This is a genomic window from Glycomyces luteolus, assembly GCF_027622875.1.
Taxonomy (GTDB): domain Bacteria; phylum Actinomycetota; class Actinomycetes; order Mycobacteriales; family Micromonosporaceae; genus Glycomyces; species Glycomyces luteolus.
Genome location: NZ_JAPZVP010000021.1, coordinates 1 through 25,453, shown reverse-complemented (window position 1 = coordinate 25,453; position 25,453 = coordinate 1). Strand labels below are relative to the sequence as shown.

Annotated in this window: 13 protein-coding genes; 8 read left to right on the top strand and 5 right to left on the bottom strand. The window is 68.5% G+C overall.

Going from position 1 to position 25,453, the window contains the following annotated elements:
- Nucleotides 1–250: 250 nt before the first annotated feature.
- From O1R50_RS21595 to O1R50_RS21580, 4 genes are all read left to right on the top strand, one after another.
- A complete protein-coding gene (locus O1R50_RS21595) occupies nt 251–685 on the top strand; it encodes an STAS domain-containing protein (protein WP_270112294.1) in 435 nt (144 codons plus the stop codon).
- Complete coding sequence (locus O1R50_RS21590; protein WP_270112291.1) at nt 682–2,034, top strand: PrsW family intramembrane metalloprotease; 1,353 nt, start codon at nt 682–684, stop codon at nt 2,032–2,034. The genes O1R50_RS21595 and O1R50_RS21590 overlap by 4 nt, the downstream gene beginning before the upstream one ends.
- Before the next feature lie 472 nt (nt 2,035–2,506).
- Nucleotides 2,507–3,013: a tRNA adenosine deaminase-associated protein gene (locus tag O1R50_RS21585; RefSeq protein WP_205328125.1), complete on the top strand. Its 507-nt coding sequence runs from the start codon at nt 2,507–2,509 to the stop codon at nt 3,011–3,013.
- Nucleotides 3,014–3,212: 199 nt separating this feature from the next.
- The gene (locus tag O1R50_RS21580; RefSeq protein WP_408612783.1) at nt 3,213–3,653 is read left to right on the top strand and encodes a nucleoside deaminase; all 441 of its coding nucleotides are present in this window, start codon (nt 3,213–3,215) and stop codon (nt 3,651–3,653) included.
- A gap of 238 nt (nt 3,654–3,891) precedes the next feature.
- Here the strand turns inward: O1R50_RS21580 and O1R50_RS21575 are convergent, their stop codons facing one another.
- Nucleotides 3,892–6,039 carry a (Fe-S)-binding protein gene (locus tag O1R50_RS21575; protein ID WP_270112288.1) on the bottom strand — a complete coding sequence of 716 codons (2,148 nt, stop codon included), beginning with the start codon at nt 6,037–6,039 and terminating at the stop codon, nt 3,892–3,894.
- A gap of 253 nt (nt 6,040–6,292) precedes the next feature.
- Between O1R50_RS21575 and O1R50_RS21570 the strand changes: the two genes are divergently transcribed.
- The 4 genes from O1R50_RS21570 (at nt 6,293) to O1R50_RS21555 (ending at nt 20,774) form a co-directional block, all read left to right on the top strand.
- The gene (locus O1R50_RS21570) at nt 6,293–9,331 is read left to right on the top strand and encodes an FG-GAP repeat domain-containing protein (protein WP_270112286.1); all 3,039 of its coding nucleotides are present in this window, start codon (nt 6,293–6,295) and stop codon (nt 9,329–9,331) included.
- 178 nt (nt 9,332–9,509) lie between these two features.
- A complete protein-coding gene (locus O1R50_RS21565; protein ID WP_270112285.1) occupies nt 9,510–13,100 on the top strand; it encodes an FG-GAP repeat domain-containing protein in 3,591 nt (1,196 codons plus the stop codon).
- A gap of 218 nt (nt 13,101–13,318) precedes the next feature.
- On the top strand, nt 13,319–16,960 hold the full coding sequence (locus O1R50_RS21560) for an FG-GAP repeat domain-containing protein (RefSeq protein ID WP_270112284.1): 3,642 nt from the start codon (nt 13,319–13,321) through the stop codon (nt 16,958–16,960).
- A 205-nt stretch (nt 16,961–17,165) separates the two neighbouring features.
- Nucleotides 17,166–20,774, top strand: coding sequence for an FG-GAP repeat domain-containing protein (locus O1R50_RS21555; RefSeq protein WP_270112283.1), 3,609 nt, complete (start codon nt 17,166–17,168; stop codon nt 20,772–20,774).
- Nucleotides 20,775–20,833: 59 nt separating this feature from the next.
- On the opposite strand, the gene O1R50_RS21550 is transcribed toward O1R50_RS21555, so the two are convergent.
- From O1R50_RS21550 to O1R50_RS21535, 4 genes are read right to left on the bottom strand one after another with little or no spacing between them, the layout of a single operon-like run.
- Nucleotides 20,834–21,907 (bottom strand): LacI family DNA-binding transcriptional regulator, encoded by a 1,074-nt coding sequence (locus tag O1R50_RS21550; protein WP_270112282.1) that lies wholly within the window; start codon nt 21,905–21,907, stop codon nt 20,834–20,836.
- A 32-nt stretch (nt 21,908–21,939) separates the two neighbouring features.
- Entirely contained in the window at nt 21,940–23,361 is a 1,422-nt protein-coding gene (locus O1R50_RS21545; RefSeq protein WP_270112281.1) for a GH1 family beta-glucosidase, read from the bottom strand.
- A complete protein-coding gene (locus O1R50_RS21540; RefSeq protein ID WP_270112280.1) occupies nt 23,361–24,290 on the bottom strand; it encodes a carbohydrate ABC transporter permease in 930 nt (309 codons plus the stop codon). Before O1R50_RS21540 ends, O1R50_RS21545 begins: the two co-directional genes overlap by 1 nt.
- Entirely contained in the window at nt 24,287–25,219 is a 933-nt protein-coding gene (locus O1R50_RS21535) for a carbohydrate ABC transporter permease (protein ID WP_270112279.1), read from the bottom strand. Before O1R50_RS21535 ends, O1R50_RS21540 begins: the two co-directional genes overlap by 4 nt.
- Nucleotides 25,220–25,453: the final 234 nt, after the last annotated feature.

Below are 25,453 nucleotides of genomic sequence, written 5' to 3'. Positions count from 1 at the left end.
CGACCTCGGAGTGGGCCCCCGGTTCAAACCCTGGCATCGGGGTGCGACATCGCCGTGGCGCATCGTGTTCGAATGACTTCGATGCATGCTGAAGAGGTTCGACCGCCGATCGGGCCCCCGGTCGCAACCCTGGCATCGGGGTCCGACATTCCTTTGCTGGACCTGTTCGAACCGCAAGGGCGACAAGGTTTCGCGTTCTATCCGCTGCCGGGGCTCCTCCTTCCGGGGTAAACCGGCTAGGGTTGACCGCGTGACGCACCAAAAGCTCGACATCTCGGTATACCGCGAGGCGAACGAGACGATCGTGGTGCTGACCGGCGAAATCGACCTGCACACCGCGCCCCGGCTCTCCGCGGCCGTGGACGCCGCCCTCGTGGAGGACCCCGTGCGGGTCGTCCTCGACATGCGGGGCGTGACCTTCTGCGATTCCCGCGGGCTGGGCACGCTCGTCATCCTCTCCCGCGCCGCGGCCCGCTCCCGGGCCGTGCTCGTCCTCGCGAACCTCGGCGACTTCCTCAAACGGCTCCTCGCCGTCTCCGGCATCGGCGAGCACTTCGTCATCCGCGAGCCCGCCCCCGAGACCGCCGACGGCCCCTCCCTGGGCCTCAGCGACGTCGAGGAGACCGGCACCGACAGCGGACAGACCCTCGGCAGGCCCGACCCCGGCCAGGAGCCCCGGCGATGAACCTCACCACCACGGCGCAGGCGATCCTCGCCGCCGCCGCCATCCTCGCGCTCGGCGGCATCGCGCTCGACTGGATCGGCCTGGCCCGCAAGGCCAGAGGCGTCCTCATCGCCGGCGTCCTGCTGCTCTTCGCCGCCGGCGGCACGGTCCTCGCCTGGGCCATCGTCGAAGGCGCGGGCGCCCAGGCCTTCGCGGTCGGCCTCGCCGCCGCTATCCTGCCCGCGCCGATCCTCGTCGGCACGTTCCTGTGGCTCGGCCGCTACCGGCGCCGCCCCTGGCTCGTGCTCGCGTTCTGCTTCGGCTGGGGCGCGTGCGTCGCGACCGCGGTCTCCCTGATCGTCAACACCGGCGCCTCGATCCTGCTCGACAGGAACGACCTCGACCCGAACCTCGCGGCCGTCGTCTCGGCGCCCGTGATCGAGGAGATCTCGAAGCTCCTCGGCCCGCTGCTCGTGTACTGGACGGCCCGCCGCCACCTCACCGGCACCCTCGACGCCATCGTCTACTGCGGGCTCGCCGGAGCCGGGTTCGCCATCGCCGAGAACGTCCTCTACGCCTCCGGCGCGTACCTCTACGGCGCCGAGTCGCTCGACGCCGCCGCCGGGATCGCGCAGGTCACGATCCTCGTCGCCGTGCGCGGCCTGGCGACCATGTTCGCGCACCCGCTCATGACCGGCCTCTCCGCGATCGGCCTCGGCAAGGCCGCCCGCAGGCCCGGACGCAAGGGCCTCCAGACCACCTGGATCATCGGGATGCTCCTGTGCGGCATGGGACTCCACGCCCTGTGGAACGGCTCCTCCGTCCTCGGCGTCAACCTCGACATGCCCGCCCTGTGGTTCGCGCTCTACCCGGCGTTCCTCGCGCCCCTGTTCTTCACCATGGTCGGCGCGGCCCTGTGGCTGCGCGCCGCCGACGCCCGCCGCACCCAGACCGTCCTCGCCCCGCTGTGCGCCGCCGGCCAGGTCTCGCCGCCCGAGCTGGCGTCCCTCGCGACGTTCTCGCGCCGCGCCGCCGCCCGCGCCTGGGCGTACCGCCACGCCGGGAAGCCCGGCGAGGCCGCCATGAAGGACTTCCAAAGGGCCGCCTCCGATCTCGCCGAGCAGTACGACCTGGCGTCCATCGGGCGGCCCTGGGAGGAGCGGCGCATCGAGCACGCCGCCTACCGCATGAACGCCGCCCGCGCCGTCTACGCCGGAACGGACCCGTACACGCCCCGCGCCCTCTGGGACGGCCGCCAGTACCACATCACGTTCCCCGACGGCCAGATCCGGCCCGTCGAGGCGCCATCGCAGCCCGTGATGCCACTACCGGTCACGCCCCCGCCTGCGTACCCTGTGACGTATGCATGAGGGACCCATCGGGCCCACCTCCTGGACCAGCCCCGAAGCGCACCCGCCGCGCTCCGGGAGGCCCCACTGGAGGGAGCCCCATCCAGTCCGCGTCGGCCCGGTAGCGGCCGGCTCGGTCCTGTCCGGTCTGTGGGTGCTCCTGTGGCTCTTGGCGTACGCCAGAAGCACTGGGGAGGCCCTGCCCACCGGGGCGGGCTTCGCCTGGGTGACTTTGGCCGCGAGTACGATCGGAGCGGTCGCCGCCGCGCTGCTGGCGCGCTACGGTGACCGCGGGGCAGCGGTCGGCGTAGCGGCGGTCGCAGGGACGGCCGCTGGCGTCACGGGGCTCTCATGCGAGCTGTATCTTTTGCTGACCGGCGACTGGATCCTGTGGTTACATCAACCGCGGGTCGCCACATCCTTCAGTAGGTCGTATCGAACGGCTGCCCAATCGGGCCGCAGGTTCCATTGAATGAGAAGACGGGGACGGATCGTGTCGTATTTCGCTGTGGCTGTGGGCCGCGAGGGCGACGAGTGGGAGGCCGCGGAGGTCGACCTCGACGCTGTTGCCGACGTCGAGGACGCGGCCGAGGTCATGCGTGAGGCTTTCCCTGACGCCGACCTGACACTGCTGTTCGTCGATGCCGACGACGAGTACTTGACGGTGATGCGCCTCGACAACGGCGACGACCTGCGCACCTTCGGCTCTGACGCCGAGTACGCGTCGCAGTCGCGCCTGGGCGAGGCCCTCTTGGGCGATCTCGAGCCCGAGGACACCGAGGAGATCGACACCGAGGACGAGGAGTCGATCTCGGCCCGCCCGACCGAGCTCGACGCCGAGCCCGTGGGCGAGGCCGACGTGCTGGGCGACCTGGGCGTGCCCGGTTCGACCCTGCTGGCCCTGTGCGCCAAGGAAGGCATGATGCCCTCCGACGTGGTCTCCGAGGTCGCCAAGGCCATCGGCTTCACCGAGGCCCTGGAAGACGCCACCGGCTCCTAGAGCCGAAGCCCCCATGCAGTCCCGCCGCGAGGTCCACGAGCGATGGATGCGCCGCGCGCTCGAGATCGCGCGCACCGGAGGCCTCCCGGCGGACCCCGAACCCCACCTGAGGCCGGGCGGCCCGGCATACCCGGCCGACACCGCCCCGCCTGACGTGACTCCCGCTGCCGCGCAGCGGTTCGATGCGGACAACGAAGACGTGCCCGCCGAGCATGGCAGTGGTGCATCCGCCGGGCCCCGCGGCGACCTGCCGGTCGGGGCCCTCGTCATCGGCCCGGACGGGCGCGAGCTCGCCGCGGCCGCCAATGCCCGTGAGGCCCTCGGCGATCCGACCGCGCACGCGGAGGTGCTCGCGCTGCGCGCGGCGGCGGCCGCGCACGGCGACGGGTGGCGGCTCGAGGGCTGCACCCTCGTGGTCACCTTGGAGCCGTGCACGATGTGCGCGGGCGCGGCGGTGCTCGCCCGAGTGGGTGAAATCGTGTTCGGCGCTTGGGAACCGAAGACGGGCGCGGTCGGTTCGCTGTGGGACGTGGTGCGCGACCCGCGCCTCAACCACAACCCCGACGTCTACGGCGGCATCCTCGAAGCCGAATCGGCTGCGCTGCTCCGCGCCTATTTCGGGCGGAGTCCGAACGGCTGACGCAGCGGGCGGAGTCCGAACGACCCACGTAGCGGGCGGAGTCCGAACGACCCACGTAGCGGGCGGAGTCCGAACGACCCACACAGCGGACGGAGCCCGAACGACCCACGCAGCGGTCTTCGACGCACGCAGTCGCAATTCGCCGCACTCTCAGCGCTAGCCTTCAAAACGGGCAAACGAAGGACCCCCGATGCCAAGGGTGGCATGGGGGTCCGACATTCGGTCCGGCGTGTTCGGTCTACTCAGCCGCTACGGCCTTCTCCGCGCGCTTCTCCTGCGTCCTCGCTAGCAGCTGGGCGATGTCGATGACCTCGACGTCCTCCCTGCCCGCGTCGGCGACGCCGTCGCGCAGCATGGTGGAGCAGAACGGGCAGCCCACGGCAACCGTCTTGGCGCCGGTCGCGACCGCCTCGTCGGCCCGTTCCCGGTTGACGCGCTTGCCGAGCGGCTCCTCGAGCCACATCCTGGCCCCGCCCGCGCCGCAGCAGAACGAGCGCTCCTCCGTGCGCGGCATCTCGGTGATCTCCGCGAACGACCCGAGCAGTTCCCTTGGCGGCGTGAAGATCCGGTTGTGCCGACCCAGGTAGCAGGGGTCGTGGTAGGTCAGCTTGCCCTCGTGCTCCTCCACCGGCGTGATCTTCCCGGCGTTCACGAGGTCGTTCAGCAGCTCGGTGTGGTGAACTACCTCGTACTTCCCGCCGATGTCCTCGTACTCGTTGCCGATGGTGTTGAGGCAGTGCGGGCAGGTCGCGACGATCTTGACCGCGCCGACCTCGTTCAGCGTCTCGACGTTCTGCTCGGCGAGCATCTGGTACATGAACTCGTGCCCGATGCGCCGCGCCGAGTCGCCCGTGCACGTCTCGGCCTCGCCGAGGACCGCGAACTTCACGCCCGCGTCGTGCAGCAGGGTCGCGACCGCGCGGGAGGTCTTCTGCGCCTTGGGGTCGTATGCGCCGGCGCAGCCGACCCAGTACAGGTACTCGAAGTCGCCGCCGGCCTCGGCGATCGGCACCTCGAAGTCGAGCGGCTCGGCCCACTTGAGGCGGTGGGCCGGGTTCTCGCCCCACGGGTTGCCCTTGTTCTCGAGGTTCCGCAGCATGGTCTGGGCCTCGTCGGGGAAGTCCGACTCGATCATCACCATGTTCCGGCGCAGGTCCAGGATGTGGTCGACGTGCTCGATGTCGACCGGGCACTGCTCGACGCACGCACCGCAGGTCGTGCAGGACCACAGCACGTCAGGATCGATCACGTTGCCGATGATGTTGATCTTCTCGTGCGGGTCGGCCTCACCGCCGCGCTCCTTCGCGATCGCCGCCGCCTTCAGGTACGGCGCCTGCTCGTACAGGTGGTCGCGCAGGTCCGTGATGAGCTTCTTCGGCGAGAGCGGCTTCCCGGTGTTCCAGGCGGGGCACTGCGACTGGCAGCGCCCGCACTCGGTGCAGGTGGAGAAGTCGAGCAGGCCCTTCCACGTGAAGTCCGCGATCGTGGCGACGCCGAACGGCTGCGTCTCGGGGTCGGCGGTCTCGAAGTCGGCGGGCTCGCCGTCGATGAGCATCGGCTTGGCCGGGCCGAGCGAGACCGCGCCGTCGGCGTTGCGCTTGAAGTACAGGTTGAAGAACGCCGTGACCCGGTGCCAGCCGATGCCCATCGACGGGATGAGCGCGAGCATGAGGAAGAACGTCCAGGACACGAGGATGTCGAGCCCCGCGGAGAGCGTGACCGCGTTCAGCAGGGCGTCGTGCGACGCGCCGCTCAGCCCGCCCGCGAAGAGAGACGAGACCGGCGAGGACCACTCGGGGACCTCGTCGAGCGCGACCTTGATGACGCGGACCGCCATGTGTGAGACGACGATGGTGAAGATCGTGGCCTCGATGTAGAAGGCCATCCACTGCCGGGAGCCCTCGAACCGGGACGATGAGTGCCGCTGCCCGTCGTCCGAGGGAGTGCCCTGCGGGGGCACCCGCATCGCCCGCGGCTGCCTGAACATGCGGATCACGAAGAGGCCGACGATGGCCACGCCCGTGAGCACGGTGAGGATCTCCGAGAACAGCAGCCACGGCCCCCAGTGCCCGACGAGCGGCAGGCCCCACTCGGGGTTGAGCACCTCGAAATACGACGCGGCCAGGGCCGGGGCCAGCAGGAAGAACCCGAAGAACACCGCCCAGTGCGCGAGCCCGACCCATGTCCACTGCAGCATCCTGGTGTGCCCCAGGGACTCCCGCAGCATGGTCGCGACCCGCGCCTGGCGGTCGCCCTTGCGGGTCTTGTCGGGCGCACCGAGCTGTATGAGCCCGAGCATCCCGAGCCCGGCTCGGACGAACAGCCCGATGGCGACCGCGGTGTACGCGAACGCGACCGTGGCCGTGACGATTTGGACGACTCCCATGGCGACCTCTCGGCAGTGCGGTGTTCCCGATCACGATACATGTTACTGCTCAGTAGCAACCCTGTCGACAGCGCCACCCAGGAAAGCGGAAAGGGCCGGACGCGTCCGAGCGGCCGAACCTTCGCGGCCGCGGCTCGGACCAGGTATCCCTGCGCAGTGTGCCTGCAACCGGTTCCATGGACAGCGCGTGTACTGAGCGCTGGTCCTGCCAGCGCCCCACGAACCCCTCGTCCCTAAGTGAACAAGGAGCCCCATGTCCCCTGATTCCCCCAGGGCCCGTCGAGCTGGCCTGCGCCTGCTTGCCGCCGCGGCGGCGGGATGCACCGCCGCGGCCGCGTTCGCGGTCCCCGCGTCAGCGGTCGAGATCCCCGGCATCTCCGGCGACCCGGTCGCCAGCGTGCACCTCGCACCCGACTTCAACGGCGCCGAGTCGGCCCCCAGCACCATGACCGTGGACTACGTCCGGGCGGTCGCCGACGACACCACGACGCACGCGGTCGTCTCGGAGCTCGTATTCGACGACCCCTACGGCGTCCTCGACCTGACGACCGAGGACCCGGCCTGCGAGGTCTCCGAGCCCGCGACGATCGTCTGCTCTGCCGACGCGGAGCCGCACACCGACTTCGTCTTCAACCTCGCTCCCGTCCCGAACGCCGAGGACGCCGCCATCGACTACACGTTCAAGGCGACCGTCGACGGCATCGAGGTCGAGAACTCCACCGGGGAATACCGGGTCATCGCCGACTACGACGTCCACCACCCGTACGCCCACGGGGACGTCGCGGTCAGCGGTGTCGTCGAGGACACGTTCACCAAGGTCAATCCGGTGTTCTACCAGGACTTCGACTTGGCCCCCACCACCGCGGCGGTCGTCGTCACGTTCAGCAACCCGCTCCCGGGCGGCGGCATCGACCCTTCGGAGCTCGCCGACGCGATCGACTTCTTCCCCAACTGCAGGACCACCTACGAAGGCTCCGGCTCGACGCTCACACAGACCGGCATCGTCTGCGTCATCACCGACGTCCCCGACGCCAAGGGCCAGTTCCTGACCCTCACGAAGGCCGTCGACTACCGGATCGCCAACGGCGTGGTCGGTCCGCTCGACGTGTGCAGATGCACCTACAGCGTCGAGACGATCAACGCGGCCACGCTCGCCGAGGAGTACGACAACCTGTCCTGGGTCCCCGCGACCGGGACGAAGCTCGGCCTGGCCACCGCGCCCGCGGGCTGGGAGGGCGGCGAGGACTCGATCGCCTACTACTCGGGCGCCGTCACCATCACCACTGCGGACAACACCTACGACCTCGAGGCCGAGGAGACCTTCCTCAAGGGGATGGTCGGCGACACCGTCACCGTGACCACGGAGATCGCGAACAACGGCCCCGGCGCCACCCAGGACCTCAACGAGGAGAGCGGCTCCTACCTGCTCCGCGCGCAGCTGCCCGAGGGCACCGAGCTGGTCCGCGTGGACAGCGACGGCGGCGGCCTCTGGGAGTGCTATGACGCCGGCGAGCTCGACGCGGTCTACGCGGCGACGCCCGACACGGCGCTCGAGCGCTTCGACTTCGCCTGCACCGTGGACGAGTTCGGGTACAACGAGACCCCTGACCTCACCTTCACCGTGAAGCTGACCGACACCACCGCCTTCCAGGGCGCGATCGAGGTCGGTGCGGTCTACGGCGACGGCGAGTACGAGGGCGACCCGTCTAACGACTTCGCGCTGATCTACAACGACGCCCACGCGGCGCGCTACGACTACAACCAGGACGACCACGAGGACCTCCTCGTCGTCCGCAAGTCCGACGGGGCGCTCGTGCTCTACAAGGGCACCAGCTCCGGGAAGTACCTCGCGGGCGTCGTGGTCGGCTCCGACTGGGGCAAGATGGACATCGTCATGGCCGGTGACCTCACCGGTGACGGCATCCCCGACCTCCTCGCCCGCGACAACAAGCTCGGCAATCTGTGGACCTACCCCGGCAACGGCAGCGGGGGCTTCAAGTCCCGCATCTTCGTCGGCAACGGCTGGGGCAAGATGGGGCAGATCGCTGTCGGCAACTTCGACGGCGACGGCAACCCCGACATCTTCGCCACCTCGTTCACCGACGGCAACATGTACTACTACCCGGGCCTGGGCGACGGCAAGTTCGGCGCCCGCGTGTTCTGGAGCGAGTTCTGGAACGGCATGGACGTCATCAGCTCGGTCGGCGACCTCGACGACGACGGCTACGACGAGTTCCTGAGCCGCTGGAACTACGACGGCCGCTACTACCTCTACGCGTCGACCGGCGGCGTCATCGAGCTCGACCCGTCGCTGTACGTCGGGGACGACACGCGCCGCTTCGACCAGGTAGTCGGCGTCGGCGACCTGACCCGCGACGGCACGCCCGACATCGTCGCACCCAACCTCCGGAACGGCCAGCTGATCCGGTACACCATCGACACCGAATGGTCCGGATACGACCCCGGCACGGTCATCGGCTCTTCCGGCTGGAACGCCATGCGCCTTCCCGTCATCCAGCTCGACCGCACCTACGACTACGACTACAACGGGTTCAGCGACGTCGTGGCGCAGCGCAAGTCCGACAAGGACCTGTACCTCTACTGGGGGACCACCACCGGGATCGGCAGCCGCTGGAACCTCTGCGACAACTGCACCGGCATCACCAGTGCGTCCGCGGGCGGCGACTACAACTCCGACGGCCGGACGGACCTGCTGTACCGCACGTCCACGGGTGACCTGTACGTCGCTCCGGGGCTCGACACCGGCGAGGCGGGCTTCGCGAACGCCATCCGCGTCGGCTCGGGCTGGAACTCGATGTCGGCCATCACCGGCGGCCACGACTTCAACAGCGACGGCAAGGACGACCTGGTCGCCCGCGCGTCGTCCACGGGGTACCTGTACCTGTACCCGGGCAACGGCAACGGCACCTTCGGGTCGCGCAAGCAGATCGGCACCGGTTGGAACGGGATGCGAGAGATCAGCGCCGTCGGCGACATGAACCACGACGGCTACGCCGACGTCCTCGCCGTCCGGTCCTCGAACAGCTGCCTGTACCTCTACGCCGGCAACGGCAACGGCACTGTCAAGAGCGGCGTCGAGGTCACCTGCGGCTGGGGCGGCTACGACCAGATCACCGGCGTCGGCGACTTCAACCGCGACGGCCACGCCGACTGGCTCGCCCGCCGCACGTCCGACGGGGCCCTGTACCTCTACAAGGGCAACGGGAGCGGTGGCTACGGTAGCCGCCAGCAGATCGGCACCGGCTGGAACGGTATGAGCTACCTCGCGTAGCACCGCGCGCTGAGCGCAATCCGCTCAAGCGGCAACACGGAGGGCCCGCCCGACGAATCAACGTCGGGCGGGCCTTCCGTCTCTGCGCTGCAACCGTTCTCTCACGATGCGCGTGTAACCGAAGCCGGTACCCGGCCGAATACCCATAACCCCCTTGAACTCCCCCAAGGACATCTGAATGAACGAAGCTCCCCCCGAGAAGCCCCGCCGCCGCGGCATCGGCCGCATAGCGGCGGCCACGGCGGCCGCCCTCGGAGCGACCCTGCTCGCCTACCCCGGCGGCCCCGCGGCGGCCCAGACGAGCATCGACTGCGCCGCCCTCGGCGACAACCCGACCCCGGTTCGCATCGGCCCTGCGCTCGACATCGCCAAGGCCTGCGGGATCGAAGTCCGTGTGAACGGCAGCTCCTGGCACCACTCGACGGTGTCGGTGACGCCGGACGGCCAGTTGCACCTGGTGTCGACGGCTGAAGCGATCCAGGAGTACGACGACGACGGCGCTCCGGACCCGGTACTGGCCGACTTCGAGGGCTCGCTTTCGCAGACCAATACCGCCTGGTCGGTCTTCCTTCAGAACACCGACCAGACCTTCCCCTTGATCGAAACCGGGTTGGCGATCTTCGACTGGACCGGTGACACTCCGATCCCGACATACAGCGGCACGACCGCCCTCTACGACGAACTCGCTTCCGGGCTCGACCTTTCCGTCGAAGTCGGCGTCTCCAATTTCGGCCTGGAGTTCACCGCCGCGGACACCGCCGCATGGCACGAACTCGCCACCGGGCTCCGCGCCGAGGGAAAGTATCGACCCCTGCTGGCAGCCAACGGCGCACTTCGCGTCGACCCTGAATACGATGAGTACCTCGTCGAAGGGACGACGCCGTTCATCGTCCGTGACGCCGATGGAGCGACCCACAGGGTCGACCTCGCCGTCGCCGACGACGGGGCACTCACACTCGGCCTCCCCGACCAGGTCCTTGCCGACGCCGCGTTCCCGCTGACGCTCACGACGCAGTGGGCCGACCGGTCTGAGACCGCCAACGAATGGGGCGCAGTGACTTCCGCGTCGCCCGACCTGCCGATCTACCGTGGCGAAGCGGGTTTGGACGAGCCGTACTTCACGGCGGCCGGCCAGAGCGCGGACTTGGTCGCGGGCACCTACTGCGACGCAGCCGCGATCGCGGATTGCGTCGAGGCCGAGGCTGTCGCCTTCTGGAACTTCGGCTCGAGCGTGAACGGCGTGAGAGACCCGTCAGTCAGCTACGAATTCGAATACCCGGTGACGTCTGCGGTCTTCAAGGTCGACGCCGCCGCAGGCGCGGACTGCGTCGCGCCCGACCTCGATCTCGCAGAGAGCTACTCGCCCACGGACACCTGGAACGACCGCCCGGCCGTGACGGGATCCGCCGCCTCCGGCTCATGCCAAGGGGTAACCGCGGTCTACGACCTGACTGGTCTCGTCGCGGATGCCTGGGACGACTTCGAGACCGCGAAGCCGATCACGCTCAGCACCGCTGCCACCGCGCAGACCGCCCGCTTCGATGGCGGTTCGGCCCGGCTCGACGTCTACTTCGACATTGCGGGCCTCAACACGAACCTGTGGTGCTCGACCGACCCGACCGCCCCCGATTTCTATGCGCACTCGGTTGACGAGGTTCTGTACGCCGAAGTGTGGCGAGAGGACGTCTACGACCTCGGCCTGAGCTGGTCCGCGGTCGTGAAGGATCAGGCCACCGGTGAGACGGTGCTGACGATCGCGCCGGAACCTTGGCCCGAAGGGGGCCACATCGCCGGGGCCATCGCGCCGGGCCGCCTGTCGCAAGGCACCTACGAGATCGACTACGAGATCACCTCGAGCATCGCCGGGATCGTCCACGCCGCGCTGCCGTGTCATGTCGTCGTCGACACCGCGACACCCAAGCCCGACATCGTCGTCGAACCCGGACCGCACCGTATCGGAGACACCGTCTCGATCGAAGTGTCCCTCAGCGAACAGGAGTTCGTAAACGAGCAGGACCAGATCAACATCTGGTTGAAGAACACCTTGGGTGGGACCGAAGACAGCGTGCTGCTCACCGGTCCCGGTACGGCAGTGCTCGAAACGACGATGACCCGACCCATCTCCCAATGGTGGGTTCACGCCGAGGACCACGCGGGCAACGAGTTCATCACCGCCAGCACCGTGTCCGCGACCGCCACTTTGGACCATCGCGACTACAACGACGACCGGTTCGAGGATCTCATGGTCGTCCGCAAGTCCGACGGGGCGCTGATGTTCCACGCGGGCAACGGCGACGGGACCTTCGCCGCCGGCGTCGCCGTCGGCACCGGCTGGGGTGCCATGGACGTGGTCATGGCCGGCGACCTGAACGCCGATGGCAAGGCCGACCTGCTGGCCAGGGACACCAGGAACGGCAACATGTGGGCCTACCCGGGCAACGGCGCGGGCGGCCTCAAATCGCGCATCTTCGTCGGCAACGGCTGGAACGCCATGGGCGCGTTCACCGCCGCCGGGGACTTCGACGCGGACGGCGACATCGACCTGTACGCCGTGGGCAAGACCGACGGCAAGCTCTACTTCTACGACGGCAAGGGCTTCGGCGAGTTCAATCCGCGCGTCGCAGTCGGCACCGGCTGGGGCGTCATGGACACCCTCGCCTCCGTCGGCGACCTCGACGACGACGGGAACGCCGACCTGCTCGCCCACGACTCCCTCACCGGCCAGTACTACCTTTACAAGGGCGACGGCACCGGGAACCTCGGCAGCCGGGTCACGATCGCGGCGTCGCTGGACGGCTCCGGCTCTGACCGCTACAACCAGATCATCGCCGTGGGCGACCAGGACGGCGACGCCAATGAGGACCTCCTCGCCGTCGACTCGCGCACCGGTGAACTGGAACTCCACTCGCTCAACGGGAACGGCACCGCCGTGCACTCCGGCGAAGTCGTCGCCACCGGCTGGGGCGGCAACCGCCTCGCCGCGGTGAACGAGGAACGCACCTATGACTACAGCGGCGACGGCAAGACCGACGTCCTCGTGCGTCGCGGTTCGGACGGGAAGCTCTACTTCTACTCCGGCAACGGCGCGGGCGGCTTCGGCCCGATCGGTTCGTGGGGCACGGACCTCAAGAACCTGAACCTGATCGAGACCGCCGGCGATTTCAACGGTGACGGCTTCTCCGACGTGATCGGGCGAGTCGGCTCCACCGGCGCGCTGTACCTGTTCCCCGGCAAGGGGAACGGCATGTACGACTACGCCGCCCGGAAGCAGATCGGCACCGGCTGGAACTCGATGGGCGCCATCGTCTCCGGAAGCGACTACAACGGTGACGGCAAGGTCGACGTCATCGCCCGCGAGCAGGCCACCGGCTACCTCTGGCTCTACTCGGGCAAGGGCGACGGAACGATCGGCTCCCGGATCAAGATCGGCACCGGCTGGAACTCGCTGCGCGACATCACGGCAGCGGGCGACCTCGACCACGACGGCCACGCCGACATCATCGCGATCCGCAGCTCCGACAACTGCATGTACTTCTACGGCGGCCGCGGCGACGGCACCTTGAAGGCAGGTGTCCAGACGAGCTGCAACTGGACCGGCTACGACTCGGTGGCCTCCGTAGGCGACTTCAACGGCGACGGCCACGCCGACTGGATCGCCCGCCGCAAGTCCGACGGAGCCGTCTACCTCTATAAGGGCAACGGCGCCGGCGGCTACAGTGCGCGATCCCAGATCGCGACCGGCTGGACCTGGGCGAACGCCATCGCCTAGGAGCCAATGAATCCGGGCCGGAGAAGTCGCGTCCGCGGCCTCTCCGGCCCGTCCTTCTCCCGTCCTCCGAGCCCGAATATCAGCGGACCCCATGCCGGAGTCCCGCTGCCTACAATGGGGAAGCAATCGCAACCTGTCGCGTTTCGGCGACGTGTAGTCGATGCCGTCAGCGGCACTCCATGACCCGCAACCCCTCGCCATCCCTCCAGGACATCTGAATGAACCGCACTCTCCCCCCGAAGCGCCTCGCGCCCAAGCGGATCGCCGCGGCGACCGCCGCAGCCGTAAGCGCCGCGCTGCTCACCTACCCCGGTGCAGCCACGGCTCAGACCACCGCCATCGACTGCGCTGCCCTCGGCGAGACTCCGACCGCCAGCGGCCTCGAATCCGCCCTCGACACCGCTGACCAGTGCCAAGTCGAGGTGCGCATCCAGAACCGCAGCTCGCCTTATGCAACGGTGTACGCGACGCCGCAGCACCAGCTCCACTATGTCGCAACCGCCGCGCCGGTCCAGGAATACGACACTCTCGGGAAGCCCGACGCGACGATCACCGCTGCTGACGGCGTCCTTGTGGCCACCTCGACCGATTGGCCGTTCACGTTCCCCGATGACGGGCCAGCCGATCTGCCGCTCATCGACACCCCTTACGCCGAAGTCGTCTGGAACGGCGAGACGCCGCTGCCGACCTACGCCGGTACCACCGCGGTCTACGACGAGCTCGCCCCCGGCCTCGACTTCTCCGTCGACCTCGATGTGGCCTCTGCCGGTCTACTGTTCACCGCTGCCGACGCCGCCGCCTGGAGCCACCTCGCCGGGGGCTTGACCCTCAAATCGGACGGGGACATCCGGGTGGGGGCCGGGGGGTGGATCACAGTCCTCGCCGAAACCACTGAGCGGCCGAGCGCACGCGTCGAGTCGACCACGCCGTTCGCCCTCCGCGACGCGGCAGGCGCCGCCATCGACATCAGCCTCTCCGCAGACGCCGAAACCGGCCGACTCGCCATCACCGCACCAGAGGACGCGGTCGCGAACGCCGCATTCCCGCTGCAGCTCACCACCCAGTGGACCTATGACAATTTCCCGGTCCCGACATGGGGTTCGGTGACTTCAGCCGTGGAGGACCTGTCCGTCTTCCGCGGCGAAAGCGGGTACGACGAACCCTATTTCGAAGCAGCCGGAGAGACCGGTGACGCGCTCGCAGGCCCCTACTGCGATGGGTTCACGGACGAGACCTGCGCGACTCAGGCTCAAGCGCGCTCGTACTGGAGCTTCCCGTGGGCGATGATCCACAACCTTCGGGCGACCGCCAGCCAGGGATTCGAGTATCCCGTCGCTTCCGCTTCGTTCCAGGTCGACGCCGCGGAGGGCACTCAATGCGTTGCGCCCGGCCTCCACCGCATCGCGGACTACCGTCCGCAATACACCTGGTCCTACTCGTCGGACGCCATCGGCTCCGCGACCAGTGGCGGCTGCCAGGACGGCACGGCGGCATACGACGTCTCGGCGCTGGTCGACCGGGTCTGGAACAACAACAGCTACCACCAGTTCCCGGCGGCGTTCACCATGCCCGACAGCCCCGAGACCGCCCGGTTCGACGGCGATTCGGCCCGCCTCGACGTCTACTTCGACATCGTCGCCTACATCTTCTCGATCCCGAGCAGTACCTGCAGCACGTCAAGCAGCACCCCGGCGTACTACCGCGGTGCCGTCACGACGCTCGGCGGGAACCAGCAGATCGACACGTGGCGGCCGGACCTCATCGACCTCGAACTGACCTGGTCGGCCAAGGTCTACGACGTGAACTCCGGTGAGCTGCTGGTGGCGACCGAGCCGCAAGCGGCCCCCGATCTTCATCGCCCTTCGGTGCAGCTGCCGCCAGAGGACGTCCTCGGTCAGGGCCTCTACCGGGCTGAGTACACTGTGGATTCTAGTGCAGTCGACCACACCAGGATCAAGACCTGCTACTTCGCAGTGGACGCCGCCGCTCCTGAGATCATCGGTGTCGAACCCGATCCGGGCCCGTACTACATCGGGGACACCGTCTCGGTCGATGTCGACGTCGCAGACGAGGGTTTCCCGAACGGATGGGGTGACCTGAACGTCAGCTGCTACGGCGGCGAGCTGTGCGAGGGCGCCGAGGAAATCGTTCTCGACGACGAGACGACGGCAACCTTCGAGTTCGAACTGGAAGACTCGTTCGGCTCGGCGATGTTCCAAGTCAAGGACGACTCAGGGCAGTTCGACTGGTCCTCATTCGTAGACTTGCGCGCCACGCCGAACACCTACGACTACAACGGCGACCGCTACCAGGACCTCTACTTGGTCCGGCTCAGTGATGGGCACCTGCTCTACTACCCGGGCAACGGCACCGGGAAGCTCGGCACCCCCGTCGACAAGGGCGCCGACTGGGGCAAGATGGACATCGTCATGGCCGGTGACCTCACCGAGGACGGCATCCCTGACCTGCTCGCCCGCGACGCGAAGAACGGGAACCTCTGGACCTACCCCGGCAACGGCAGCGGCGGCTTCGCCTCGCGGCGCTTCGTCGGGAACGGGTGGAACGCGATCAGCAGCTTCACTTCAGCAGGCGATTTCAACGGAGACGGACGCTTCGACTTGTACGGGCTCCGCAAGTCCGATGGGAAGCTCTTCTTCTACCCCGGCAAGGGCGACGGCACATTCGATTCCCGGATCGAGGTCGCTCCCCCGACCGGCGGCTACGGTTGGGGCCGCTACGACAGCGTCACCACCATCGCTCCGACCGGCAACGGTGACACCCAACCCGACCTGTACTTCCACCATTCGGAGGGCATCCGAAGCAGCACAGTGGAGACCGAGAGCGACGGCACCGTCGCGAACTCCACTTCGCACCAGAGCATCGGCGGTAAGCGGGCTGACGGCTCCTGGGCCGAGTTCACCCAGCTGACGGCTGTGGGCGATCAGAACTCGGACGGCAATGAGGAGTTCATCGCCGTCGACGCGCGCACTGGTGAGTTGCTGCTGCACGGCGAAATGGGAGGGGCGATCACCTCGACGGTCCTCTCGAAGTTCGGTGGTGGCTTCCGGCTCCCGGCCATCACCGTGGACAGCGCCTACGACTACAACGGCGACACCGCCGCCGACCTGTACGGCATCCGCAGCAGCAACAGCGAGCTCAGGTTCTACCCGGGCAACGGGTCTGGAGGCTTCCGATCGACCCAGAACCTCGGTGTACTCCTCGACGCCGCAACGCTTGTGGAAACGGCGGGCGACTTCAACGGCGACGGCAAGCCCGACCTGCTCACTCGGGATGTCACCGGCGCCCTGACGATGATCGGCGGCGACGGCGACGGCTGGTTCTTCTACGCGCCGCAGATCACCACGGGCACGGGCTGGAACTCCATGAGCGCCATCGCCTCCGGACACGACTACAACGGCGACGGCAAGATCGACCTCATCGCGCGCGAGAAGTCCACCGGTTACCTGTGGCTCTACCCGGGCAAGGGGAACGGTTACGTGGGCACTCGCGTCAAGATCGGCACCGGATGGAACGCGATGCGTGAGATCACCGCCGCTGGGGACCTCGACCACGACGGGCTCGCCGACGTACTCGCGATCCGCAGCTCTGACAACTGCATGTACTTCTACGGCGGTCGCGGCAACGGCACCCTCAAGGCCGGGGTCAAGATGAGCTGCAACTGGGTCGGGTACGACTCCGTTGCCGCCGTGGGCGACTTCAACGGCGACGGCCACGCCGACTGGGTCGCCCGCCGCAAGTCCGACGGGGCCCTGTACCTGTACAAGGGCAACGGCGCCGGCGGCTACAGCGCCCGCGCGCTGATCGGGACCGGCTGGAACTCGATCAAGTTCATCGCCTGATCCTGACCGCGTGGACGGAGGCCGCGACCCGAACCGGTCGCGGCCCCAACCGTCGCATCACGAGCCCCGAGCCGAGCAGTATCGCAGGTCATAGCTGAATTGCTGCGAAGTGAGTGCAACCGGTGGCGGAAGGTGAGCGTGTCACCGACGCCGCCGGAACGGCCCCGCCCATAACCCGAAACCCCCCTACCCGCAGGACACCTGAATGAACCGAATCCCCTCTCGGGGCCGCCTCCTCAAGCGCCTCGCCGCGCTCACCGCGACCGCGGTCGGTGCGGCCTTTCTCGCCGCGCCGAGCGCGCAGGCCCAGACCACGGCTTCAGTAGACTGCGACGCCCTCGCCAGCCCGCCCGCTCCCGCCTCCATTGCGGTCGCTCTGGAAACGGCGATGACCTGCGATGTCGAAGTGCGCGTCAGCAGCCGCGCCTTTACCCACTCCACGGTGTACGCCACGCCCGAGGGCCAGCTGCACCTCGTCGCCACGGCCGGGCCGGCGCTGCCCGCTGCCGACGGGACGTACATCGACCGCACCCTCGTGGTCAAGGACGGCACACTGACCCACGCCACCGCGTCGAGCACGTACCTCAAGTACACCGACGCGACCGACCCGCTCCTCCTCACCGGCATGGGCATGATCGACTGGAGCGGCGATACGCCTGTGCCGTCGTACTCCGGAGCCGCCGCTCTCTACGACGAACTCGCCGCCGGGCTGGACTTCGCCGTCGACTTTGCGAAGGACGGCACGGAGCTGCGCTTCACCGCCGCGGACGCCGACGCTTGGACGGCCCTCGCGACGGGCCTTACCGCCGCCCCGCGCCACAGCAATGCTGCGCTCAGCGTCGCCGACGGCGCGCTGCACTGGGACGTCATCGAGGGGCGAATGGCAAGGCAATGGTCCACGCCGTTCACAGTCAGGGACGCCGCCGGCAACGTCGAGCCCGTCACGCTCGCCCTCGGCGAAGGCGGTGCGCTCACACTCGGCCTCACCGAAAGCGCGCTCGCGACCGCGAACTACCCGATCGAACTCTCGACGCAACTCGGTATCAGCACGCATGTGCACGGCACCTGGGGAGCGGTCACCTCCGCCGCCCCCGAACTCGCGGTCCTCAGCGGCGAGGCCGGACTCGACCAGCCCTACTTCGAAGCGGCGGGCGAGACCGGCGACGCGGTCGCGGGTCCCTACTGCGACAAGCTCGTCGACCCGACGTGCGCCGCCGAGGCCCAGGCGTCCTCCTACTGGGGATTCCGCTGGCCCGATCTCCAGCAGATCTCCTCTTCGGAAGGGCACCAGTTCCACTTCCAGGCCGAATCGGCTACGTTTCGCATCGACGCGGCTGAAGGAGCTTCGTGCGTCGCGCCGGACCTTGACCGCGTCGACGACTACTCTCCGGCCGTCACCTGGGCCGACCGCCCGACCGTTGTCGGCGAGGCCGTCTCCGGCACCTGCGCGGACGGCGCCGCCATCTACGACGTCTCCGCCCCGGTCGGCTCCGCCTGGGGCGGACCCGAGCGCGAGGAAGCGGTCGCCTTCGCCATGACCGACAGCGCCGAGACCGCACGCTTCGACGGCGCCTCGGCCCGCCTCGACGTCTACATCGACACCGTCGGCTTCTACTACCTCCAGATCGCCGGCACCGCCACCGTGTGCAACCTTCCCTACGGCGTCACCACCGACTCGACACCGAACTACGGGAACTTCCCCCTCCGCACCTGGCGGCCCGACCTCATTCCGCCGGGGCTCACCTGGTCCGCGACGTTCACCAGGGCCGACACCGGCGCGGTCGTGTTCGAATCCGCCCCGGTCGCGGCCAGCGGGAGCTCGGTCTCCTCGGTCAGCATCCCCGCGGCCCGCGCGCTCGCCGACGGCGAGTACTTCGTCGCGTACACGTTCACCTCCACCACGACCGGCGTGGTGTACCGGCCCTCGCCGTGCAGTGCCACGGTGGACACCAAGGCGCCCAGGCTGGTGAGTGTCGAAGTCGAAGACGGTCCGTACTACGTGGGCGAGCCGGTCGAGGTCGAGGTGACCGTCGCGGACGAGGGCTTCCCGAACCAGAACCGCACCTGGGTGGCCGTGGACTGCACCGGCATCCGGGCGACCTGCTCCAGGGAGTCGACGTACCTGAGCGACACGACCACGACGACGATCACGGTCACACCCCAGACGAATTCGAGCATGTTCTTCATCGACGTCCGCGACGCCGCCGGTTCATGGGGCGGAGGGAAGACCACCGAACTCAGCGCACTCACCACGACCTTCGACTACAACGAGGACAGCCACGACGACCTCTTCACCGTCAAACGCGCAACCGGGCAGTTGACCTACCACGCCGGCAACGGCGACGGCACCTTCGACGCCGGTGTCGCGGTCGCCTCGGGCTGGGGCGGGGTGGACATGGTGATGGCCGGCGACCTCACCGGTGACGGCTTCGCGGACCTGCTCGCCCGCGACCCTCGTACCGGGACCCTCTACACCTACCCCGGCAACGGCAAGGGCGGCCTCGGCTCGCGGATCACCGTGGGTACCGGCTGGAACGCGCTCAGCCTGTTCACGTCCGCCGGGGATTACAACGGCGACCGGAAAATCGACCTCCTTGCGGTCGGCAGCGCCGACGGGAAGCTCTACCTCTACCCCGGCAAGGGCGACGGCACCTTCGCGGCGCGGACCGTGGCCGGCAGCGGCGGATGGAACGCGATGGACACCATCGCCACCTCTGGTGACATGGACGGCAACGGCACCATCGACCTGCTCGCCCGCACCAGGGATGCGGACTGGTACTACATCTACTGGGGCGACGGCGACGGCACCTTCGACCTCTTCAAACCGATGTACGTCCCCAGTGGCTTGGGCGACGCCGACCCCGCCCGCACCTTCCGCCATTTCGCGGCCGGAGGGGACTACAACGGCGACGGGTACGGCGACCTCCTCGCCATCGACGCCCGGAACGGCCAGATGGTGCTTCGCTCCTTTGACAACGGGTTCGACCTGCACCCCGGCCAGGTGATCGGCACGGGCTGGAATGCCCACCGGCTGCCGACGACCGAGGTCGACCGGACCTACGAGTACACCGGTGACGGCCGCACCGACGTCCTCGCGACGCGCACCTCCGACTCCTGGCGCTACATCTACCCCGGCAACGGCAAAGGCGGCTTCAGCGCACGCGACGAGGTCGGAGCGCTGCCGGGCATGAACCTCTACCAGACCGCGGGGGACATGACCGGTGACGGCAACGCCGACCTCCTCGTCCGGACCACCGGCGGCGTCCTCTACGTCTATAAGGGCGACGGCTACCAGGGCGTCCACTACGAGAGGGTCACGGTGGGCGCCGGCTGGAACGCCATGAGCACCATCATCGGCGGCCAGGACTACAACAGCGACGACCGAGTCGACGTGCTCGCCGTCGAGAAGTCCACCGGCTACCTGTGGCTCTACCCCGGCAAGGGCAACGGCACGGTCGGCTCCAGAGTGAAGATCGGCACCGGTTGGAACGCGATGCGTGAGATCACGGCTGTCGGCGACCTCGACCATGACGGCCATGCCGATGTCATCGCGATCCGCGGCTCCGACAACTGCATGTACTTCTACGGCGGTCGCGGCGACGGCACCCTGAAGCCTGCTGTGAAGACCAGCTGCAACTGGGTCGGCTACGACTCGGTGACCGCCGTCGGCGACTTCAACGGCGACGGTCAGGCCGATTGGCTGGCCCGCAGGAAGTCTGACGGGGCCTTGTACTTGTACAAGGGCAACGGCGCTGGCGGCTACAGCGCCCGCGTCATGAACGGCACCGGATGGAACGCCATGACCCTCGCTTGACGCCCGTCAAAGCGAAGGGGCCCGGCTCCGAGAGGAGCCGGGCCCGTTCTTGTCGTGTCCTAAGCGGATTCGCGGACGACGATCCTCGTGCCGAGGATCGTCACCAGCGGTCCGGCCTCTTCGCCGCGGATGCGGCCGCAGAGGAGGCGGGCCATTTCGCGGCCCATGGTCTCGGTCGGTTGGTGGACGGTGGTGAGCGGCGGTTCGGCGACCTCCGCGAGGGGGGAGTCGTCGAAGCCGACCAGGGCCAGGTCCTCGGGCACCCGGATGCCGCGTTCGCGGGCGACGCGGAGGGCCGCGATCGCGAGCGGGTCGGAGTGGCAGAAGACCGCGTCGAGGTCGCCGGCGGTGTCGAAGAGATTGCGGGCGGCCTTGATGCCGCTGGCCTCGTCGAAGCCCTCGGCGACCGAGACGAGGGTCTCCTCGACGGGGAGCCGGTGGCCGCGGAGGCCGTCGCGGTAGCCGTTGAGGCGGTCGACGCCGACGGCCATGTCCTGCGGGCCGGCGATGAGGCCGATCCGCTTGTGGCCCTTCTCGGCCAGGTACTCGACGGCCTGCCGGGCGCCCGAGCGGTTGTCGCAGTCGACGTACGCGATCGGGCGGAATCCGACGGGCGTGCCGCACAGGACGATCGGGATGCCGGCGTCCTCGAGCCGTTCCGGCAGCGGGTCGCCGGAGTGGCTCGAGACCATCATGACGCCGTCGACGTGCTGCCCGAGCAGGTACGACTCGAGGTCGGCCCGGCTGCCGTCGCGCGGGGCGAAGGTGAGCATGAGCCGCATGTTCTCCTCGGCGAGCTGCTCGGTGATCCCGCGCAGCACGCCGGCGAAGAACGGCTCCGACCACAGCCACTCCTGCGACTCCGTCACCACCAGTGCCACGGTGTCCGTGCGCTGGGTGACGAGGGTTCTGGCCGCCTGGTTGGGGACGTACCCCAGTTCCTTGATCGCGGCCAGGACCGCCGCCCGGGTGTCCTCGGCGACCTTCGGGGAGCCGTTGATGACGCGCGACACCGTGCCCCGCCCGACGCCCGCGTGGCGGGCGACGGTGTCGAGGGTCGGCCGTCCGCCGGAGCGGCGTCGGCGTTCGCTCTTCAACGGCTCGCCGGGCGCTTCAAGCTGGGTCTCGGTCATCGTGCATCACCTCGGGCAACGTTAGTGTTGGTCTATTCTGCCTCACGGTTCGCACGGGCGCGTCGCACCAGGTCGCCGTACCAGCGCCCGGAGTCCTTGACCGTGCGCTCACCGGTCTCGAAGTCGACGTACACCAGTCCGAACCGCTTCGTGTAGCCCCAAGCCCATTCGAAGTTGTCGGCGAGCGACCAGGCGAAATACCCCACGAGCGGGACGCCGGCCGCGACGGCGTCGGCGCAGGCGGCCAGGTGGTCGCGCGCGTACTCGAGCCGCTCCGGGTCGTGGATCCGCCCGTCCTCGATCTTGTCGGGGAACGCCGAGCCGTTCTCGGTGACCGCCAGCTTGACGTCCGGGTAGCCGGCGTGGAGGCGCGTCAGCGTCTCGGTGAGCCCGCCCGGGTCGATCTCCCAGCCCATGTCGGTGACCGGGAGCCCGGAGGAGACGAAGCCGATGTGCTCGTTGGCCGGCCACGCCGACCCGGCGCCGGTGGGCGCCGCGGAAGCCGAGGTCGCACCGCCGTTACCGGTAACTGTGAAGCGGCTGTAGTAGTTCACCGAGAGCACGTCGACCGGCGCGTTGATGAGCGCCATGTCGCCGTCCTCGACGAACGAGAAGTCGCTGATCGCCTTGAAGTCCTCGACGATGTCCTCGGGGTAGGACCCGCGCAGGGCCGCCTCGGTGAACCAGCGGTTCTGGACGCCGTCGACCCGGCGAGCGGCGTCGATGTCGACGGGCGTCTCGGTCGCGGCGTGGATCGGGTAGAAGTTCAGCCCGACGCTCACCGTGGCCTCGGGGTCCGCGGCCTTGAGGGCGCGGGCCGCCAGCCCGTGGCCGAGCATGAGGTGGTGCGCGGCGGCGATGGACGCGGCCGGCTCGCGGCGCCCGGGGGCGTGCTCGCCGGAGGCGTAGCCGAGGAACGCGGCGCACCAGGGCTCGTTCACGGTGATCCAGTGCTTGACGCGGTCGCCGAGCGCCGCGTGCGCGATGGACGCGAACCGGCCGAAGCGCTCGGCGGTGGCCCGCACGGGCCACCCGCCGGCATCTTCGAGGGCCTGCGGCAGATCCCAGTGGTAGAGGGTGATCCACGGGGTGATGCCCTCCGCGAGGAGGGCGTCCACCAGGTCGGAGTAGTAGGCGATGCCCGCCTCGTTCACGCGGTCGTCGCCGTCGGGGCAGATCCGGGGCCACGACAGCGAGAAGCGGTAGGCGCCCAGTCCGAGGGCCTTGATGGTGGCGACGTCCTCGGGGATGCTGCGGTAGGAGTCGATCGCGGTGTCGCCGTTGGAGCCGTCGACCACCCGGCCCGGCTCGTTCACGAACGCGTCCCAGATGGACGGTCCGCGGCCGTCGGCGCCGGTCGACCCTTCGACTTGGTACGAGGAGGTCGCCGCGCCCCAGGTGAACCCGGTTGGGAACCGCGCCGCGAGCGCGGCGGTTTCGATGTCGTCAGTCATTACTTGCCAGAACCTTCCATGATGCCGTGCACGATCTGCCGTCCGAAGATGACGAACAGGATCGCGATTGGGATGATCGAGATCAGCGTCCCGGTGAAGACCATCGAGAGGTCCGCTGACCACGTGGCCGTGGAGATCTGGCGGATGGCGAGCTGGACGGTGGGGTTCTCGTCGCTCAGCACCATGAAGGGCCAGAGGAACTCGTTCCAGTTGAGCATGAAGGTGAGCAGGCCGAGGACGACCATCGCCGGGCGCAGCGCGGGGAGCACGATGCGCCACCAGATGCCGAGGGTGGAGGCGCCGTCGATGCGGGCGGCCTCGATGATCTCGTCGGGCACGGCCTGCTCCACATACTGGCGCATGAGGAAGACCCCGAACCCGTTGATGAGGAACGGCAGGATCGCGGCCTGGAGCGTGTCGAGCCATTCGAGCTCGACCATGACCATGTACAGCGGCACCATGCCCAGCTGCTGGAGCGGCACCATCATCGAGAACAGCACGGTGCCCATGAGGATCTTGGAGCCGCGGAACCGGAGCTTGGCGAACGCGAACCCGATGATTGTGGAGAGCAGCACCACCGAGATCGTGACGGTGCCGGTGATGATGAGCGAGTTCCGCAGGCCCAGCATGAGGTTGGCCTCGGGGTTGGTGAGCGCCTCCTGGACGTGCACGCCGAGGTTGCCGCCGGGCAGGAGCGCGGGCGGGAAGCCGGAGGCGTCCGTGGTGGTGCGCGAGGCGATGACGATCATCCAGTACATCGGGAAGATCGAGAGGATCGCGACGCCGATGAGGCCGATGCGGGTGAGCATCGTCGGGGCGAGGACGCCGGCGACGCTTCCCGAGGAGGCCTTGCGGCGCTTGGGTTTCGGCGCTTTCGGCGGCGGCGTGGCGGCGGTCGCTTGCTCGCGGGGCGCGGTGGCGGTGCTCATTTGTTCCCCTGGATGCGGTTGACGACGAGGAAGTTGATGGCGGCGACGATGCCGATGACGATGAAGAGCAGCCAGCCGGCGGCGGCGGAGATGCCGTAGTTGCCGTGGGTGCGAAGAATGTCGACGAGGACCATCGCCGTGGTCTGGAACTGGCCGTCCGCGCCGCCGTTGAGCTGCCCGCCGCCGAACATCATGGGTTCGACGAACATCGTCATGCCGCCGACGGAGGAGACGAAGACCGTGAAGATGAGGATCGGCTTGAGCTGGGGGATGGTGATCTGCCAGAACTGCTGCCGGGGCGAGGCGCCGTCGACCGTCGCGGCCTCGTAGAGGCTGCGCGGGATGGTCTGCATGGCGGCCAGGAAGATGAGGGCGTTGTAGCCCATCCAGCGCCAGTCCACCATGGAGGAGATGGCGAACCAGGAGGAGAAGCGCCCGACCTGCCAGTCGATGCGCTCCAGGCCGAGGAGCTCGAGCCCGCCGTTCACCATGCCGTACTCGTTGCCCCAGATGCGGGCGAAGATGACGCCGACGGCGACCACCGAGGTCACGATGGGGGCGAGGATGAGCATCCGCCACAGCATCGGCCGCTTGACCATCTTGTTGAGGGCGTTGGCGACCATGAGGGCGCAGACGATCTGCGGGACGGTGGCCAGGACGAACATGCCGAGGGTGTTGACGATCGACCAGTTGAACCGGTCGTAGGTGGTCAGTAGGAACTCGTAGTTGTCGAGGCCCACGAACTCCCGGTTGGAGTTCCCCAGCTTCCACGAGTGGAGCGAGGCGTACAGCGTGTACGCCATGGGGAAGACGCCGAAGACGGCGAAGAAGATGAAGTACGGGGACACCAGCACGTAGGGCATGGCCTTGGTGTCCGCTCGGCTGAGCTTCTCCCGCCAGGTGAGGCGCGGTGCGGCGTTGGTGGTCATGAGGCCTTCCTTGCTCAATTACGGCTCGCAAGCGTCGCCGAGACTGCTCGTTCACGGCCCTCAAGCGGGGCCGAGACTGCTCATTGCGGCTCCCAATCGGAACCGAGAATGGGACGGTCGCGGCGTGGCCCGCCGGGCCGACCGCCTGCGCGCGGCTGCGGCCCTGATGTGCCGGACGGTCCTGCGGTGCCGGTACCGCAGGGGCGGGATGGATTTTTCTGGGGAGCCGGGGCG

What these genes read in the sequence shown, in the direction of transcription:
- O1R50_RS21575 (WP_270112288.1), bottom strand. Translation starts at nt 6,039, where the DNA reads ATGGGAGTCGTCCAAATCGTCACGGCCACGGTCGCGTTCGCGTACACC.
- O1R50_RS21540 (WP_270112280.1), bottom strand. Translation starts at nt 24,290, where the DNA reads ATGAGCACCGCCACCGCGCCCCGCGAGCAAGCGACCGCCGCCACGCCG.
- O1R50_RS21590 (WP_270112291.1), top strand. Translation starts at nt 682, where the DNA reads ATGAACCTCACCACCACGGCGCAGGCGATCCTCGCCGCCGCCGCCATC.
- O1R50_RS21555 (WP_270112283.1), top strand. Translation starts at nt 17,166, where the DNA reads ATGAACCGAATCCCCTCTCGGGGCCGCCTCCTCAAGCGCCTCGCCGCG.
- O1R50_RS21570 (WP_270112286.1), top strand. Translation starts at nt 6,293, where the DNA reads ATGTCCCCTGATTCCCCCAGGGCCCGTCGAGCTGGCCTGCGCCTGCTT.
- O1R50_RS21550 (WP_270112282.1), bottom strand. Translation starts at nt 21,907, where the DNA reads ATGACCGAGACCCAGCTTGAAGCGCCCGGCGAGCCGTTGAAGAGCGAA.
- O1R50_RS21565 (WP_270112285.1), top strand. Translation starts at nt 9,510, where the DNA reads ATGAACGAAGCTCCCCCCGAGAAGCCCCGCCGCCGCGGCATCGGCCGC.
- O1R50_RS21560 (WP_270112284.1), top strand. Translation starts at nt 13,319, where the DNA reads ATGAACCGCACTCTCCCCCCGAAGCGCCTCGCGCCCAAGCGGATCGCC.
- O1R50_RS21545 (WP_270112281.1), bottom strand. Translation starts at nt 23,361, where the DNA reads ATGACTGACGACATCGAAACCGCCGCGCTCGCGGCGCGGTTCCCAACC.
- O1R50_RS21535 (WP_270112279.1), bottom strand. Translation starts at nt 25,219, where the DNA reads ATGACCACCAACGCCGCACCGCGCCTCACCTGGCGGGAGAAGCTCAGC.